At 67.4% G+C, this 17,917-nt stretch carries 12 protein-coding genes; 4 read left to right on the plus strand and 8 right to left on the minus strand.

Going from position 1 to position 17,917, the window contains the following annotated elements:
* Positions 1-154: 154 nt before the first annotated feature.
* Both G1H11_RS17275 and G1H11_RS17280 read right to left on the minus strand, forming a co-directional pair.
* On the minus strand, positions 155-952 hold the full coding sequence (locus G1H11_RS17275) for an ABC transporter permease (protein WP_163819834.1): 798 nt from the start codon (positions 950-952) through the stop codon (positions 155-157).
* Complete coding sequence (locus G1H11_RS17280; RefSeq protein ID WP_163819835.1) at positions 945-1,934, minus strand: ABC transporter ATP-binding protein; 990 nt, start codon at positions 1,932-1,934, stop codon at positions 945-947. The genes G1H11_RS17275 and G1H11_RS17280 overlap by 8 nt, the downstream gene beginning before the upstream one ends.
* Before the next feature lie 88 nt (positions 1,935-2,022).
* Here G1H11_RS17280 and G1H11_RS17285 point away from each other — a divergent pair, with 88 nt between their 5' ends.
* From G1H11_RS17285 to recD, 4 genes are all read left to right on the plus strand, one after another.
* On the plus strand, positions 2,023-2,748 hold the full coding sequence (locus G1H11_RS17285; RefSeq protein ID WP_163819836.1) for a TetR/AcrR family transcriptional regulator: 726 nt from the start codon (positions 2,023-2,025) through the stop codon (positions 2,746-2,748).
* Positions 2,749-2,954: 206 nt separating this feature from the next.
* Complete coding sequence (gene recC, locus G1H11_RS17290; RefSeq protein WP_163819837.1) at positions 2,955-6,269, plus strand: exodeoxyribonuclease V subunit gamma; 3,315 nt, start codon at positions 2,955-2,957, stop codon at positions 6,267-6,269.
* Positions 6,269-9,559, plus strand: a complete 3,291-nt coding sequence (locus G1H11_RS17295) for a UvrD-helicase domain-containing protein (RefSeq protein ID WP_163819838.1) — start codon at positions 6,269-6,271, stop codon at positions 9,557-9,559. Before recC ends, G1H11_RS17295 begins: the two co-directional genes overlap by 1 nt.
* Positions 9,556-11,331, plus strand: a complete 1,776-nt coding sequence (gene recD / locus G1H11_RS17300) for an exodeoxyribonuclease V subunit alpha (RefSeq protein WP_163819839.1) — start codon at positions 9,556-9,558, stop codon at positions 11,329-11,331. The genes G1H11_RS17295 and recD overlap by 4 nt, the downstream gene beginning before the upstream one ends.
* Here the strand turns inward: recD and G1H11_RS17305 are convergent.
* The 6 genes from G1H11_RS17305 to G1H11_RS17330 form a co-directional block, all read right to left on the minus strand.
* On the minus strand, positions 11,297-11,878 hold the full coding sequence (locus G1H11_RS17305; RefSeq protein ID WP_163819840.1) for a carbon-nitrogen hydrolase family protein: 582 nt from the start codon (positions 11,876-11,878) through the stop codon (positions 11,297-11,299). The genes recD and G1H11_RS17305 overlap by 35 nt on opposite strands.
* An 862-nt stretch (positions 11,879-12,740) precedes the next feature.
* Positions 12,741-13,799: an alpha/beta fold hydrolase gene (locus tag G1H11_RS17310; RefSeq protein ID WP_343074874.1), complete on the minus strand. Its 1,059-nt coding sequence runs from the start codon at positions 13,797-13,799 to the stop codon at positions 12,741-12,743.
* 122 nt (positions 13,800-13,921) lie between these two features.
* Positions 13,922-14,827 carry a prolyl oligopeptidase family serine peptidase gene (locus G1H11_RS17315; protein WP_163819842.1) on the minus strand — a complete coding sequence of 302 codons (906 nt, stop codon included), beginning with the start codon at positions 14,825-14,827 and terminating at the stop codon, positions 13,922-13,924.
* A 169-nt stretch (positions 14,828-14,996) separates the two neighbouring features.
* Positions 14,997-15,389, minus strand: a complete 393-nt coding sequence (locus G1H11_RS17320; protein WP_163819843.1) for a tautomerase — start codon at positions 15,387-15,389, stop codon at positions 14,997-14,999.
* Positions 15,390-15,413: 24 nt separating this feature from the next.
* Positions 15,414-16,730, minus strand: a complete 1,317-nt coding sequence (locus tag G1H11_RS17325) for an amidase (RefSeq protein ID WP_216843861.1) — start codon at positions 16,728-16,730, stop codon at positions 15,414-15,416.
* Entirely contained in the window at positions 16,727-17,917 is a 1,191-nt protein-coding gene (locus tag G1H11_RS17330) for a hypothetical protein (RefSeq protein WP_163819844.1), read from the minus strand. The genes G1H11_RS17325 and G1H11_RS17330 overlap by 4 nt, the downstream gene beginning before the upstream one ends.

Consider the following 17,917-nt stretch of genomic DNA (forward strand, 5'->3'; position numbering starts at 1 on the left):
CGGCGTAGATACCGAGCGGATCGCGGACACTGCCATCCACGCCCACCACACGCCTCAGGCCGGACATCCGGCGGCCTGAGGCCATCCTGCGCCCGAGCAGATCACCCAGACCGGCCACGACCCCGACACACCGTCTCCGCGGAACAGATGCGCATCAGGCACGGCGCACGAGCGCGCAAACGCTGATCACAAGCCCGATCACGCACCAGATCAGCAGCACGGCAAGATCCTGCCAGCTCGCCGTGTAGCTGTCCGACAGCAGCCCTGCGCGGAGCATGTCGCCAGCGGGCCGGAACGGGAGCACGTCGTGGACAGACTGGAACCACGCGGGCAGCTGACTCAGCGGGAAGGTGATCGGTGAGAACAGCAACACGAAGAACACCAGCACCTGGGTGGCGAGCTGGGCCAGCAAAGGGGGCAGGAGCACCGCGATCGCATAACCGACCGCCGTGGCCATCACCGCAGTCAAGACGGACGCGGCCACCAGCAGAGGCCAGTCGAACGTGTAGCTGAAGCCATACCGCAATTGCGCCACCACCACCGCGACGACGACACCGGGCAGGGCGACCGCCAGCCACACCGTCAGATCGGCCAGCAGGAGAAGTGGGCGCGGCACCGGTAACGCACGCAGGTAGGTGAACGTGCCGCTGGTTCGTGCTTGCGCCACCCCTTGAGGCACCATGACCAGTCCGATGATCATCACCAGTACGGTCGGCGCGCCCGTGGACAGAAATTGAGCGGAGTGGGTGTCGATGTCGGGGATGAGGAACCCGAATCCGATGATGATGCCGGCAGCGAGCAGCGCCTGGACGACGATGACCAAAGGCAGCATCGCGCCGGCTTGAGCCATCGTCCAGCGCAGCAGGGACTTGTAGATCGTCACCATGCCGGTGCGCTCTGGGACTCCGGCATGTGTCCGCACCGGCGGGGTGGAGATGATCGGCTCAGACATGGGCGGCTTCCTCCCTGGTGGCGGTGCTGTCTGCGGCAGCGTCGGCCGTCGCTGCGAGGTAGGCGTCCTCGAGGGTGACGGGAGCCAGCGCGTAGCCCTCGATGCGCTCGTTCGAACGCAAGGTCGTGGCCCAGGCGACGGCGGCCTCGGCGTCGGCCGCGCTGAGGGTCAGCAGCACCCGTCGCCCGACGCGCACCCGGCGAGCGATCGGGATCGGCACATCAGCTGGGGCCGCGGAAGGATCGTCACCATCCGGATGCAGTGAGAGCTCAAGCCGCAGGTCGCGGTCGCTTGTCCCGCGGAGCTGGCTCGGCGAGCCGGCGGCGACGACCTTGCCACGGTCGAGCACCACAAGCTCATCGACCACGCGTTCGGCCTCCACCACGTTGTGGGTGACGAGCAGCACCCCCGCGCCGTCGTCGCCGAGCCGGCGAACCGTCTCCCACAGACGCCGGCGGCGAGCCGCGTCGACATCGTTGGTCGGCTCATCGAGGATGACCAGCGGCACAGGCGCAACCGCGGCCATGGCGAATGCCGTGAGGCGGCGCACGCCACCGGATAGTCCGCCGCCGTCCGGAGTAGCCCGCCGCTCGAACCACTCGCTGATGTCCAGCTCGTCGGCCAAGGCTCGAGCGGCGGACCTCGCGTCCGCCTGGGACATACCGCGCAGCCGGCCGGCGATCTCGATAGCTGCCCTGGGCGTCAGGCCGTCCAGTGGGGCTTGGGCCTGCGCCTGGAGTGCCACACAGCGACGCGCCGTCGCCGGGTCTGCGATCACGTCGACACCGGCCACCCGGATGGAGCCGCCATGGGGCCGCAGCAGTCCCACGACCTGCGAAACGAGGGTGGTTTTCCCGGCTCCGTTGTGCCCCAGTAGGCCGACCACCTCCCCCGGCCTGACCCGCAGCGCGACGTGGTCGTTCGCGACAACCGAGCCGAACCGCCTGGAGAGCGCCTCGACCTCCAGCACTGCGTCACTCATGGTGGTCCTCACTTCCAAATGAAATACCGTCGGTATTCAAATACTGACGGTATATTGATACCAGCGGTACGTCAACTAGAATGCCGATATGGATCGACGCCCCTCCACGTCCGCGCCCCGGGCCCGGCAAAGCCGCGCCGAGCGCAAGCAGGAGACCCGCGAGGCGCTTCTCGTGGCGGCCATTGCAACGTTCGCTCGCGACGGGTATCACGGCGCGAGCCTGGAGGGGATCGCCAACGAAGCAGGGTTTTCCAAGGGCGCCGTCTACTCGAATTTCGACGGCAAGGCGGAGCTCTTCCTTGCGGTGATGGATTACAACCTGCAGATACTGCGCGGTGAGGACTGGGATCCGTTCGCAGCCCCGGAGACAAGCGAGACCTGCACACCGGATTCGGGGGCCACCCGCAACGACGATGCGGCGCATATGGTGCGTGGCTTCGGCCTCGCGACGCTGGAGTTCATCGCGACCGCCGCCCGCGACGACACCCTCATCCAGGAGCTCCGCGAACGGGTTCAGGTGCTCCTCAACGCCTACGCACGCGTGGCCGAAGCGAGCCGCCCGGCCGGAGAGACCCTCCCTCCCGATGACGTCGCACGCCTCATGGCCGCCCTTGACCAGGGCACCTCGATACTCGCGCTCAGCGGTGTCGTCTCAATGGACGGCACCCTGCTGCGCACCGGCCTGCGCCGGCTCCTGGACCCGGCGAACGCCGCGGAAGAGTCGTCATCGGCACACTCGGGCGGCGCTTCGTCGCTGCCGGACGTAGACCGGGTACGAGGGCTGCTCCACGACACGTTCGAGGTCTCAGGCTGATTCTCGCCGGTTCCCGTACAGGGGGCCGTCGTCATCGGCGTGGACGGCACCTGTCGGCGCTGCCGACGCCATGTTTGCCCACATCACTGAGGCATGGCTGGTGCGCTGCTGCACACACGGGGACCCCAGGCGGCTTGCCCGTTGACCTGCCACGTTGACGACGACCGAAGCGTCGATGTAGCTGAACCACGTGGCATGCTGAGCCAATGACCTTGCACATCCACCGCGCTGAGCGCACCGATGTGCTGGCTGATGGGCTGGGTGAGCTGCTCGCCACGCGCTTGGCTGACCCGTTCGCCGAGGAGCTCGTGGTGGTCCCCGCCAAGGGTGTCGAGCGCTGGCTCTCCCAGCGGCTTTCGCACCGATTGGGCACCGCGCCGGGGCGCGGAGACGGGGTATGCGCTGGGATCCGGTTCACGTCGCCGCGCTCACTGACAGCTGCTCTGCTGGGCCTGGACGACGAGGACCCCTGGGCTGCGGAGGCCATGGCTTGGCCGCTGCTTGCCGCCTTGGACGAATCCCTCGATGAGCTCTGGTGCAAGCCGGTCGCCCAGCACCTCGGTCACTTCAACCACGGCGTCGAGGCCGAGCTGAGGCGAGGCCGCCGATACGCCGTGGCAGCGCGGCTGGCTCGGCTCTTCGCCGCGTACTCGGTACAGCGTCCACGCATCCTGAAGGACTGGTCGGCCGGTCGAGACACCGATGGCCGCGGCGACGCCATCGACCACGATCTGGCCTGGCAGCCCGAACTCTGGCGCGGGATGGTCGAACAGATCGGCGCACCGCCACCGCACGTTCGCCATGCCGACACCCTCGCCCTGCTCCGTCAACAGCCCGAGTCCTTCGACCTGCCGGACCGTCTCTCACTGTTCGGGCACACCCGGCTGCCGATCACGGAGGTCGAGCTGATCTCGGCGCTCGCCGAGCACCGCGACGTGCACCTGTGGCTGCCACACCCGAGCGCCGCGCTGTGGGACCGCCTGGCCGACGTCGCCAGCACTGCGGCAGATCGGATCGCTGACACGAGCTACCAAGAGGCCCGTCATCCGCTGCTGGCCACCCTCGGGCGAGACAGCCGCGAGCTGCGGCTGACACTGGCCGCTGTGCCGGCCGTCGATACACATATCGCGATGCCCGCAGCGCCGGACACGCTGCTGGGCTGGTTGCAGAGTGATATTCGCGGCAATACTCAGGCGCCCGCTGGGAGGCGCCTGCCTGATGGCGACCGCAGCGTGCAGGTGCACGCCTGCCACGGCCCGGCCCGTCAGGTCGACGTTCTGCGCGAGGTGCTGCTGGGAATGCTCGCGGCCGACCCGACGCTGGAGCCGCGAGACATCATCGTGATGTGTCCCGACATCGAGACCTACGCGCCATTGATCACCGCCGGTTTCGGGCTCGGAGACCTGGGCGAGGACGGCCATCCCGCACATCGCCTTCGCGTGCGGCTAGCTGACCGATCGCTTACTCAGACCAACCCGTTGCTCAGCGTCGCGGCGCAGTTGCTCGACCTGGCCGGTGGCAGGGCGACTGCCAGCCAGGTGCTCGACCTCGCTCAGGCCAAGCCGGTCCGGCGCCGGTTCGGATTCACCGACGACGACCTCGCCACCATCACGGCCTGGGTTCGTGAGTCCGGGGCCCGGTGGGCGTTTGACCAGGACCATCGAGAGGCGTTCGGCCTCGCCGCCTACCTGCAGAACACCTGGCGCTTCGGCCTCGACCGGGTGCTCGGCGGAGTGGCGATGTCCGCCGACGCACGTGCATGGATCGGCACCGCATTGCCGCTTGACGACGTCGGCAGTGCCCGCATCGAGCTGGCCGGCAGGTTCGCGGAGTACCTCGACCGTCTGCGAATGGTCGGCGACAGTCTCGACGGCACGCGCCCGCTCTCCGAGTGGGTCGACGCCCTTCGTGCCGGTGTCGAGCAGTTGACGCAGGTCGGGCGGGACGAGGCGTGGCAGGTCGGCGAGGTCCGCCGCGAGTTCGCCGGTGTCGCCGCCGACGCCGGCACGCTGGCCACCACGCCGCTGCGGCTGCCCGACGTCCGAGCGCTGCTCTCGGCTCGACTCGCCGGCAGGCCGACCCGCGCCAACTTCCGGACCGGCACGCTGACGGTCTGCACGATGGTGCCGATGCGTTCGGTGCCGCACCGCGTGGTCTGCCTGCTCGGGCTCGACGACGGCGTCTTCCCGCGGTTCGGCCTGGCCGACGGCGACGACGTCCTGGCCAGGTGCCCGGTCACCGGAGAGCGGGACGTGCGTGCCGAGGACCGTCAGCTCATGCTCGACGCGATCCTTGCCGCCACTGAGGCTCTGGTGATCACCTACACCGGCGCCAACGAGTACACAGGGCAGCCGCGCCCGCCCGCAGTACCGGTCGGCGAGCTGCTAGACGCGCTCGACCACACCACCGAGATCCCGGTCCGCGACACCGTCCTCGTCAAACACCCATTGCAGCCCTTCGACCGCAAGAATCTCGAGCCCGGCCGCCTCGGCACCCCCGGACCGTTCACATTCGACCCGGCCTCGCTGGTGGCGGCACGCTCGGCGTCGGGTTCGCGCCCGGCTCGCCCGGAGTTCCTGCCCGGCCCGCTGCCATCACCCCGGAACGACGACGTCACAGTGGCCGAGCTGCTGGCGTTCTTCCGGGATCCGGTGAAGGGGTTCTTCCGGGCGCTCGATGTCACCCTGCCGTGGGAGGTCGAGGGTGTCTCCGACGCGATGCCGGTCGAGATCGACAACCTCGAGAAATGGTCGGCCGGCGATCGGATGCTCGTCGATATGCTCACCGGCGTCCCTCCCGACCAGGCCCTGCATGCCGAGTGGCGACGCGGCACGCTGCCCCCGGGCCGCCTCGGCTGGCGAAGCGGCATGGAGATCCGCGACAACGCCCGGAAACTCGCGATCGCGGCACTGACCCACAGGCAGGCACCGTCCGACACCTACAACGTGGATGTCGACCTCGGCGGCGGCCGCCTCCTCACGGGCACCGTGTCCAGCGTCTACGCCCGCCGGTTGATCTCCGTCAGCTATTCCCGCCTGGGTGCCAAGCACCTGCTCGCCTCGTGGGTGCAGCTGCTTGCACTCTCCGCCACTGACGAGGACCACAACTGGACAGGCTTGGTCATCGGCCGCCGCCAGCGCGGCAACGAACCTGCGACCAGGCTCTTCGGACCGGTGGGAGCAGACGCTCGCGAACTGCTGGCCGACCTGGTGGCGATCTACGACGCCGGCCGCCGGGAGCCGTTGCCCCTACCGCTCAAGACCTCGTTCGCATGGTACGAAGCCCGGCGGACGAAAGGCGACCCGGTGATGGCCGCACGACGCCGGTGGAAGCCTGCGTCCTACGAGGGCGAGAACGCCGATCCCGCCCATATGCGGGTGTGGGGCGCGAATACTGCGCTCGAGGTATTGCTGAAGCCGGCCAGCGCCGATGAAATGCGACCCGGCGAGACCACCCGCCTCGGTGCCTACGCCGCCCGGGTCTGGGGACCGATGCTGGACCACGAGCGGGAGGCGCCGTGATGGAGCCGTTCGACCTGTTCGGTCCGCTGCCGACCGGCACCACGGTGCTGGAAGCCAGCGCCGGCACCGGGAAGACCTACGCCCTGGCGGGGCTGGTCACTCGCTACATCGCCGAAGGCGAGGCGCGGCTCGACGAGATGCTTTTGATCACCTTCGGCCGGGCCGCCAGCCAGGAGCTTCGCGATCGGGTGCGCTCTCAGCTCGTCGAAGCCGAGCGGGCGTTGGCCGAGCCAAGCCAGCCACCGGACGGCGCCTTGCTCGGCTATCTCGCGCGCGGTGAGGCAGCCGAGGTTTCCGCGCGGCACGCTCGGCTACGCGACGCGCTGGCCAACTTCGACGCCGCCACCATCGTCACCACCCACCAGTTCTGCCAGCTGGTCCTGCGCTCACTCGGCGTCGCCGGTGACACCGACCCCGGGGTCACCCTCGTGGACGATCTCGGCGACCTGGTCGCCGAAGTCGTTGACGACCTCTACCTACAGCGATTCGGGAACTCGAGCGAGCGGCCGCCGCTCACCCGCACCACCGCTCTCCAGATCGCCACCAAGGTGGTCGGCAACCCGCATACCCGGCTCGTCCCCGAGCTCTACGCCGAAGGCTCGCCGGAGGGTGTGCGAGTCGAGTTCGCCAAAGCCGTCCTCGACGAGCTGGACCGCCGGAAACGCCGGCTCGGCGTTCTCGGCTACGACGACCTGCTCACCCGGCTCGCCGCCGCGCTCACCGACCCGGGCGCCTCGGCCAGGCACCGCATGCGGCGTCGCTGGTCCGTGGTGATGGTCGACGAGTTCCAGGACACCGACCCAGTGCAGTGGAAGGTCATCGATGCCGCGTTCAACGGCCACAGCACACTGGTTCTGATCGGTGACCCGAAGCAGGCGATCTACGCCTTTCGCGGCGGCGACATCGCGACGTACCTGACGGCGGCGGCCACTGCGGGCGAACGGCGCACCCTCGGCACGAACTGGCGCAGCGACCAGCCGCTGGTCGACAGCCTTCAGGTGGTGCTCGGCGGTGCTCAGCTCGGCCACGAGGACATCGTCGTTCACGACGTGGCTGCTCGCCATCAAGGCAGCCGCCTGGTCGCGGCCCCATCGAATGCGCCGTTCCGTCTCCGCGTCGTGCGGCGAGATCAACACCGCACCGGCCCCGACAGAACGATCGGCATCGACCCACTGCGCGAGCACATCGCCCGCGACCTGGCCGCCGACATCGGCCAGCTTCTCTCTTCCGGGGCGACATACGACGGGCGGACGGTCCGCGCGGGTGACGTAGCGGTGATCGTGGAAGCACACAAAGACGCCCGAGCCTGCCGGAAGGCACTGACCGAGGCCGGGATTCCCGCCGTCTATTCCGGCGACCTCGACATCTTCTCGTCCCGGGCCGCCCAAGACTGGCTGTGCCTGCTCGAAGCGTTCGATCAGCCACATCGTTCCGGGCTGGTCAGGGCAGCGGCGACGACGATGTTCTTCGGCGAGACCGCGGCCAGCCTTCACGCCGGCGGGGAAGATTTGACCGACCGGATTGGGCAGACCCTGCGAACGTGGGCGGACCATCTCCGGGTGCGTGGTGTGGGCGCCGTGTTCGAGGCCGCGCGGCTCAGCGGCATGGCGGAGCGGGTGCTGGCCTGGCGTGGGGGCGAGCGCGACATGACCGACCTCGCGCACCTCGCCCAGCTGCTGCACGAGACCGCACATCGCGAACGGTTCGGACTGCCGGCGTTGCTCGCCTGGCTGCGCCAGGAAAGCGCCGGCAAGGGACGGACCACGGAGCGGACCCGCCGCCTCGACAGCGACGCCGCAGCGGTGCAGATCATGACCGTCTGGGTGAGCAAGGGTATGCAGTTTCCACTGGTGTACTTGCCCTTCAGCTTCAACCGGCACATCTTCGACGACGACCTGCTGCTCTTCCATCAGGACGGCGTGCGCAGCCTCGACATCGGCGGAAAGAACGGCGCCGACTACGAGGCGAACAAGAAGCGCTGGCGAGCCGAGGTGGCCGGCGACGACATTCGCCTCACCTACGTTGCTCTGACCCGAGCCCAGTCCCAGGTGGTGGCTTGGTGGGCGCCATCGTGGGATGAGGTCAACGGAGGTATCTCGCGCCTGCTGCGTGGACGCAAGCAGGGTGACCCCGTCGTGCCCGAAAGCCTCGACAAGGCGCCCAGCGACGACGACGTGCTGGTCTGGCTTCAACGCTGGCAGCAAGCCGGTGGCCCGGTCGTCGAGGAGTCAGTGATCGCCGACCGCGTCGAGCCCGTGCACGAGGAACCGTCCGGCGGACTGGCGGTGGCGTCCTTCACACGCGGGGTCGACCTAGCGTGGCGGCGCACGTCGTACTCCGCGTTGGTCCGGGCCGCGGACCATCAGTCGGGCGGCGTGGCCAGCGAACCGGAGGACCGTGCACTTGAGGACGAGGCCGTTGATCCACTGCCGGTTTCGACGACCACATCGCCGGACGCTGTGCCGTCGCCGATGGAAGGGTTGCCGGTCGGGGCCACCTTCGGGTCACTGGTCCATGCCGTTCTCGAGGTGGCCGATCCGCGCGCTGAAGACCTGCACGCCGAGCTTGCCGGTCAGATCCGGGATCAATTGACGCTCTGGCCGGTCGACGTATCCCCGGAGGTCCTGGCCGAGGCAATGCTCCCGCTGCACACCACACCGCTCGGGCCGCTCGTGCCCGGCCTCACGCTCGGCGACGTCGAGCTCAGCGACCGGCTCCGGGAACTCGACTTCGAGATTCCCCTGGCCGGCGGCGACGATGCGATCGCGGATGACGTCCGCCTGGGCGAGGTGGCCTCCGTGCTGCGCGCTCACCTCGCGGGAAACGATCCGCTCCTTGCCTACGCGGACCGGCTCGGGCAACCCCTGCTCGGCCGGGAGACGTTGCGCGGCTACCTCTCCGGATCTATCGATGTGGTCATTCGTGTCCGGCACGGCGACACGCACCGCTTCGTGGTCGTCGACTACAAGACCAACCGGCTCGGTGATCCCGAGCAAGCAGACACGTCGGCAAACTATGACCGCGCTCACCTGGCGTCGGCCATGCTGCACTCCGACTACCCGCTACAAGCACTGCTGTACTCAGTGGTGCTGCACCGATACCTGCGCTGGCGGCTGCCGGACTACGACCCGGAGACACACCTCGGTGGTGTGGTCTATCTGTACGTACGGGGAATGTGCGGCCCGGACACTCCTCTCACCGACGGTCATCCGGCCGGGGTCTTCAGCTGGCCGCTGCCACCGGCATTGGTCCTGGCGTTGTCCGACCTGCTCGACGGGAGAACCGCATGACCCTGCCGATCGACAGTTACGACAGCTCCCTCGCGCTCGCCGCCACCGGCAGCCTGCGCACCTTCAACGACGCGGGCGTGCTGCACTCCGCCGACGTGCACGTCGCCTCCCGGCTCACGGCCATGCTGGGCGAAGGCGACGAGTCTGTGGCGCTGGCCTGCGCGCTCGTGGTCAGGGCGGTGCGCTCTGGCTCGGTCTGCCTCGACCTCACCGAGGTGCGCGACGAGGTCGGAGACCACGGCGCCAGCCTGGACTGGCCGGACCTGAACGGCTGGCTCACCGCGCTTGCCGACAGCCCGTTACTCGCTCCGCCACAGCCGATTCGCCTCGAAGGCACCCGCCTGTACCTCGACCGCTACTGGCGAGAGGAGAAGCAGGTCGAACAGGACCTCCGCGCCCGAGCCAGCCAGGCGCCCCCGGCGATCGCCGACGAGGCCGCGCTGCACGTCGCGCTCCACAGGCTCTTTCCCGGTACACCGTTCGACGAACAACGAGCCGCAGCACACACCGCTGTCCGGCAGTGGACAACGGTCCTCAGTGGCGGGCCGGGCACCGGGAAAACCACCACCGTCGCCGGGCTGCTGGCTCTGCTCGCTGAACAGGCCGAGCTCGCCGGTGACCGGCGCCTGCGGATCGCGCTGACCGCACCGACAGGAAAGGCCGCGGCCAGGCTTGAGGAAGCGGTCCGCGGCGAGACGTCCAAGTGGCTTTCCGATCAGGACACGGCCAGGCTGGGTGGCTTCAACGCCCGAACGCTGCACATGCTTCTCGGCCGGCGGCCCGACTCATCGACCCGATTCCGCCACAACCGCGACAACCGGTTGCCGCACGACGTCGTCGTCGTCGATGAGACGTCGATGGTGTCGCTGACGATGATGGCCCGGCTGCTCGAAGCCGTGCGGCCGGACACGCGGCTTGTTCTCGTCGGCGACCCCGGCCAGCTCGCCTCCATCGAGGCTGGTGCGGTACTCGCCGATCTCGTCGATGGCCTCGTGGAGGGCGGGCACGCCACGGCAGCCGAACTGCGAACCTCCCACCGGTTCGGCTCGGAGATCGGCGACTTGGCATCCGCGGTCCGGCGGAACCAGCCCGGCGAGGTCCTCACGCTGCTCCGAAGGGGCGGCGACCGCATCCAGTTCGTCGAAGACGACGACCCGCGGCCTATCCTGCGCAGGGCGTTGCTTCCCGGCGTCCTGAAGATCCGGGAAGCAGCCGAAGCCGGTGACGTCGATAGCGCGCTCGTGGCTCTCAACGAGCACCGGCTGCTCTGCGCGCACCGGGACGGACCGTGGGGCGTCGCGCACTGGAACCGGACCGTCGAGCGATGGATCACTGACGAGACCGAAGATCCGCTCTGGGACACCTGGTACGTCGGTCGGCCGGTACTGGTCACCGCCAACGACTACGGCCTGGGCGTCTACAACGGCGACGTCGGGGTGACCGTGCGGCGGCCTGACGGCACACTGCGCGTTCACATCGACAGCGCGCGCGGCCGGCTCGACTTCTCCCCCAGCCGGCTCGGCGACGTCCAGACACTGCACGCCATGACCATCCACAAAGCCCAAGGCAGCCAAGCCACCGAGATCACCGTACTGATGCCGGGAGCGGAGTCCCGCCTGTTGTCGAGGGAACTCTTCTACACAGCGATCACCCGCGCCGAGGAACGAGTCCGGGTTGTCGGCAGCGCGGAGGCCGTACGCACCGCACTCAGCCGCCGAGCGCTACGCGCGACCGGCCTCAGGCACCGCTTGATCGACACCCCGCACCAGTAACAATGCCTCTCCGAGCAGTTCGGGATGCGCTATGCGGCCTGCAGCTAACAACGCTCCGATTGTTGCTTCTGGGATCGTCGTGGACGAGGTGAGGCTCGTAGATGCCGGCACGGGCCTTGCGCCGCCAGGGTCGAGCAGGGTCCTCTGGATCGCTGAAGATTTCAGCGATCATCACAGAGGACCTCTCTTCCCGGACGCACCGGGTGGCCCACGTCCCTTCTGGCGAGATCACACCCGACGGTCCGCTAGCCGCGTGGAGCGCGTCCACGGCGTAGCTGACCCAGTAACTGTTGGTGGCAGCGTGCGCTTGAGCCTCAGTGACAAAGACCCCACTCCCATCCCGCTCGGGAGGACCGGCGGTGGAGAAGAGCACGCAGTCGAGGTCGAGCTGCTCATACTCAATGAAGGTTTCCGGAAAGTGCACCTCTATGCCCAACGACAGCCCGAATCGCACACCGTCAACTTCGAAGGTGACCGGCGCGGAGCCCGGCGCGTACATGTACGTGATCTTGGTATTGGACAACATGCGCTCGTCGTAGCGGGTCACCACCCTCTCCTCGATCGGAGATGACGTACAGGCTGTTGTGGGGGCGATGCGGCGCGACGGCGGTGCCACCCCCAGGCGCCCAACCGCGACGCCGTGTCACCCGGCGTGCTGGGGCTAGGATGCCCCGGAACGATCTTGTAAGGATCAAGAAACACCGAGTGGACATCTTCTTGCTGGACAGTGTTTACGCAGTGCCGACTAATACGACAGATTCTTATCGTGCGTTAATTATAATGATCACTATCACCAAAAGCATCAGGTTCAATATTGCTGCGGTAGCTGCGTGCCTAGTCCACTTATTCACCGTCAGCAGCTCCGCGCTACTGCTACTTGCAAGAAGGAACCCGCAGCTGCGCCGAACGCTAGCCCGGTAAGTTCAAGCACGACGCCGGATACGGCACCGGTGGTCAAGGTGGTCATGGTGAGTAAGTTCCCCGCGTCGCCCTCGGCCATGTGGTGCGCGGTTCTCGGATCTGCGGGATCCACTTCGGCCGTCACCCGCCCGAGAGCGTTGAACTACCGCCTCCACCTTTGCCGTGCCGCCCTGCTGACCGGTCTAGCTCAGCTCGTACCCGTCCGGAGCGCAGGGGTGGTAGACCGCGTTGCGTACTCGGGTGAATGACGATTCGTGAGCCGGGTCATTGCCTCACCACCGTCGGTGCTCGCCCGACCCGGTGTACCCTTCCGCTGCGTGAGCACTACTGCACCGAGTCCGCGGGAGACCCTCCTGGAACGGGTGATCGACTTTTCGTCGAGCACGGCGTGGGCGACACCAGCCTTCAGGCAGTGGCAGCCGCAACGGGCACGAGCCACCGCATGAGACCGCCCGGATACCGCGTCCCGGTCGGCACGGCTACACCCGTCAGGCGGCCACGTCCTCCGTGATGAAGCGCAGCAGCTCAGCTGCCAGCCGCTCGGGCTGATCCTCCGGCACCAGGGTGTAGCTGCCCTCGATCTCCACCAGCCGCGCACGGGGGAAGAGCTCCGCGAGCTGGCGACCGTGCTCGCGCGGCATCAGTCGGTCCTCGGTAGCCCAGGCTACGAGCACCGGACGATCAAATGAGGCCAGCCGCGACACGAGGTCTTGAAGCTCCTGTCGGGAGGGTGTGGACAACGCGAACGTCTTCAGGTCCCTGCGAACGCGAGGGTCTCGCTGGGCAGGCTCGAACCAGCTGTCCATGACCTCGTCCGGCACCCGGGTCTTCGACATCCAGCCCCAGCCCCCCGGCGCGGAACGGAACCAGCCGAACCGCTGGAGCTGCATCGAGACCCACAACAGACCCGGGACGCGGGCGCTCGCGGCCACGGCCTTGCCTGGGCGGCCCGGCGGGAAGTTCTCGAACGCCTCACACGCCACGAGGGCCGCTCCGGCGATGCGGTGACTGGGACCGTCGGCCATCAGGAACTGGGCGCCTCCCCAATCGTTGAGGACGAGCGCCACGTCCTCCAGATCAAGTGCCTCCAGCAGCTCCCCCACCATGGCCGATACGCCGCGATGGGTCACGAGCTCCGTACGATCCATGGGTTCTTGATGGCTGCCCAAAGGAAGCGTGGGGCATATGCAGCGTACGTTCGCCCCCAGATGGGCGACAACGTGCCGCCAAAGCGTCGCATCCATGTTGACGCCGTGAAGGAGGACAGCGACGGGTCCATCACCTCCGGTGTCGAGGTAATGGATCGTGCCGGCAGTCAGGTCAACGGTCGGCATCACGCTCTCCTTGCGCATCAGACGTACCCTTTGGCACGGTAGCAAGTGTGCCAAAGGGTACGCGTCAACCGGGGCACGGGACTGCTGCACGGATAGGTGACATTCGATCTGGCTTGCCTCGTGGTGCGTTGATCCCGGACCCAGTCGGTTGGCGACGCCTCGGCTCTCGGGCCCTGCCGCTGCTCGACTCCACCCCGTTACCGTGTGAGGCATCGAAGGAACGTGAAACGTTTGATCTGGCCGGGTACGCAGCTACGGCTCCTGCACCTTCCGGTTCTGCGTTCCCGGCTCTACAAGTCCCCTACGGTCACTAGAGATCAGTCGGATTCACTCGCCTAGGAGCCGAGAGCCGACAGGTCGAAGGCTCCATCCTCGATCACGACGTCACCGTCGGCCGCGCGGGAGAACTGTGACAAGAACCCCCACGCGATCTCACCCTGGGTCGGCAAGGTCTCGTGCTTCGCTCGATGCACTGCGGCGAGTGCCGTGTAGGTGTTCCCATCGCTGCTGGCGTAGGCGTTCACCCCCACCGAAACTTCCGGGAAACGACCGTCGGTGATGTCGATGGACTCATCGGCGGCGATGCCCCATACCGGGTCGGCAGCGCTGTCGTAGGTGTAGTCGTCGGTGACACCGTTCCCGGTGAAGAGGGCGGCGACGCGGGCGTCAGGAGTGTTGGGCACGCCGAACTGGTGTGGCCGCTCCGCCAGCGGTGACTCCATGCCTGCGAAATAGATCGTGGGCACGACGCCCTCCCCCGGCAGCGGCGTTGGCCCGTAGCTGGTGCCGCCCATGGGGGCCACGGCTGCGAATCGATCGGAGTACTCCTGAAGGAGCCCCCACGTCTTGGCCGCACCCATCGAGAACCCGGTGGCATACACCCGGCTCTGATCGATGTGCGGGTGCTCGGCGACCAGGTGATCCAGCAGTGTAATGATGTCTGTTGGCGACCAGGAGCCGTGCTGGTCGACGGACACGACCATGAACTCGTGCTCCGCGGCCAGATCGGTCCAACCGGCGGCCCATGCGATGTACTCGGCATGGTCGCTGCCGCCGTGGAACACCAGCACCAACGGCATACTGCCCGATTGCCGCCGCGGCGCGTACTCGAAGTACTCCATCGGCGTACCGTTCACTTCCAGCGTCTCGTGACTGACCCGCAACCCCGCCTTCTTGAAGTCGGTAATGGTGTGGATCTGCGCGGGCGAGTGGAACCGACGCTGTATCGCATGCTCGATCACCCGGTCGTAACCCTTGAGCAGCGCCGCACGATGGAACCCATCCTGCTGCTTAGTCCGTGCGGTCCCGAAACGCGTCGGGGGCGCCGCCCTCGGTTACCTGTTCGAGAGCCAAGCGGCACCGCGACTGTTTCCCACCTTTTGCGGACCACACCTAACAGGCTGAGTGTCGCTACCTCTCGTCTCCGCGCCAGTTGGCGTTGAAGCCTCCTAGGTGAGGGTGGTACATCTCGTCGCCGTCGTGCTGGGTGAACTCGACCTTCATCCACAAGGCGTCGAGTTCGAACGTCTCCACGCAGGCGTCGATCAGTGACTGCGCCAGCAGAGCTCTGGTTTCGGCCGGCCGACCTTTCCGGATGTCACACATGATGAGGCCCGAGGGCGTGGGCGGACCAGACTCATGGCACCGCCACACTCCCCCGGTGCCGAGGTCGTGAATGGAGACGGTGAGGAGATCCATCCCGACCTGCATAATCTCCCCATAGATGCGCCCGATGCGTCGTGCGAACGCTCGTTTGGTGGCTTCGTCTGCGGTCAGCGGCAGGTCGACCTGGATCGAGGGCATAGCATTCCCTTTCTTCAGTCCTGGCTACTTGGCCAGGGCGATCTCGAGGTTCCGGGCAGCAGCGAAGAGGAGTCCCTCGTTGCCCGGCGCGGTGATGAGTTGCACGGCGATTGGCAGTCCGTCGAGCCGCCCCGTGGGCACGCTGACAGCCGGCGAGCCGGCCAAATTCCACGGGCTGGTCAGCGATAGCAGGGCTCTCCGTACCTCGAGGTCGGTGCCGGCGACCAGGACGCTGCGATCGCCCACGGCCGGCGCCACGATCGGCACAGTCGGCAGAGCCAGTACGTCGTACGTCGACAACAACTCGTCGACGATGACGCGCAGCTCTAGGCGCGCCTCGTCTGCCCTGGCATAGAGCTGATCAGAGATCTCGCGACCATGGTGGAGTCGTGCACGTACCTCTGGATCGATGAGGTCGGCGTCCGCGTCGAGGTGGTGCTCGTGCACACGGAACGCTTCCCTGCCTTGCAGCGTGGAGAAGATTTCGAACAGACTCTGCCGCCGCTGCCACGTGGGGAACCCCTGGACGATGTCGATGGTAAACCCTGCACTGACCACGAACTGCCGCGTCAGCTCGTCGATACGCGGATCGGTCACGGCGATGGACTCCGGCGCGATCCATCCGACGGAGAAGGTGCCGGACTGAAGACTTAACGGCCGGTCGCTGATGGCCTGGTAGCCGATGAGGGCGTCCTCGGAAGTTGCGGCGAAGAGACCGACATGGTCCAGGGTGGGGGCCAGCGGATACACGCCCGTGCTCGGGACGGCATCGTACGCCGGCTTGAGCCCCACGACACCGCAGAGGGCAGCCGGCACGCGAACCGAACCGGCCGTGTCAGTGCCCAGCGCGAGGGGCACCATGCCGGCGGCCACAGCGACAGCGCTACCGCCACTGCTGCCTCCGGACATGCGGCTGGGATCGGTCGGGTTACGCGAGGCGCCGTGTACCGATCGATCTCCGGTCGCGCCGTAAGCGAACTCGTGCAGGGTTGTCTTACCGATGATCACGGCCCCAGCGCTGCGTAACCGCCGTACGACCTCAGCGTCCTCGGTCGCGGTGGCACCGAAGGAAGTGGCTGATCCACAGCTGGTGGGCAGACCGGCCATGTCGATGAGGTCCTTCACTGCCACGGGAACGCCGTGCAGCGGGCCGAGGTCGACGCCCGCGACGAGTTGTTCGTCGGCCAGGTGAGCCGCCGCGCGGGCGCCCTCGTCGTCGATGAGCGCGAATGCGTTCAGGCTGGGATTCAGCTCGCGGATACGGCCCAGGGCAGCATCGACCAACTCGCTCGCCGACGTTTCCCGACGGCGCAGAGCCCGGGCGAGTTCGGCGGCCGTCACGACGCGAATCCAGGAAGGAGACGGAGCGGTGGAACGATCAGCGCCGTACAGATGCTCATCGATGCGACGTTGCCGACGAAGGGGTGGAAAGTCTTCGGCAACCGAGCCGAGATCGCCGCTGCTACCGGTGGAGCGATCAGCGCGCCGGCCAGTGCACCGACCACGATGGACTGAAAGGTCCCACCGAAAGCCAGCACGGTGGCCGGCGCGACAGAGACGACCGGTACGAAAGTCGGGTAGAAACCATGCTTCTGCCACCTCTTCCGCCAAATGACCACACCGGCGCCCGCGGTGAGGACTTGGCTGGTGAGCACAGCGTAGAACAGGCCGGATCCGTATGCGGTGCTGGACGGACTGATCAGGTGGGCGACGACGGCTCCGAGAATCAGCACCGCGCTCGCCCATTCGTTGCCGAAGAACTGCGCCTCGGAGAAGTCGGCCAGCGCACGGCGAGGCACCCACAGCAGCGAATGCCCGCTGTCAGACGCTGGAACTGGCTTAACCTGGGCTCGTGTACGCCAAGCGCCCGGAGGCGGCATCCACGTGAGACGCCTGCAGAGCCAGAACGCCACGATCGCACCGACGCACATGCCCGTAGTAGCACCGACGACGGGCGGAAGATCCAGCGGTGCGCAGATGTGCTTGACGGCGAGGATCGAGGCCGGTGGGGTCAGCAACGCTCCCAGCGCGGCCGCCGACAGACCGACTCGCCATCCGGGACCGTAGAGAACGACGATTGCCGGTGCCACCGCGACCAGTGGCACGAACAACGGCTGCCAGCTTCCGGGAGCGAGGGTCCACCCCCAGGCGATGTTGCCCAGCAGAAGGCTGACCAGTGCGCTACCTGCAGCCCACGGCCACAGCCCTGTGCCGCATGCCTGGACGAACCCCTGCCAACGCCACGACCGTCGGTTCGCGACATGGCCCACCATCCCGCCGACGAGCAGCAACGCGCCGGCCGGAGCAACCGCGTAGAACTGTGGCTCGCTGATCGATCCAACCAGCCAGGAGGAGAGCCGGACGAGCTCGGTGTAGTCGCCGTCCCACGGCTGCCAAGTCGCGGCGTGTGCGACTTGTGAGAACGTCCACCCGGCGAGCGCCAAGAGCGCGATGCCGACCAAACCAGTACAGAAGGTGGCAACCCTGCGCGGGCCGGCGACACCCGTCGTACTCCGGACTGTCGTCAT

The sequence above is a fragment of the Phytoactinopolyspora alkaliphila genome (assembly GCF_010550695.1).
In the GTDB taxonomy this organism is placed as follows: Bacteria; Actinomycetota; Actinomycetes; order Jiangellales; family Jiangellaceae; genus Phytoactinopolyspora; species Phytoactinopolyspora alkaliphila.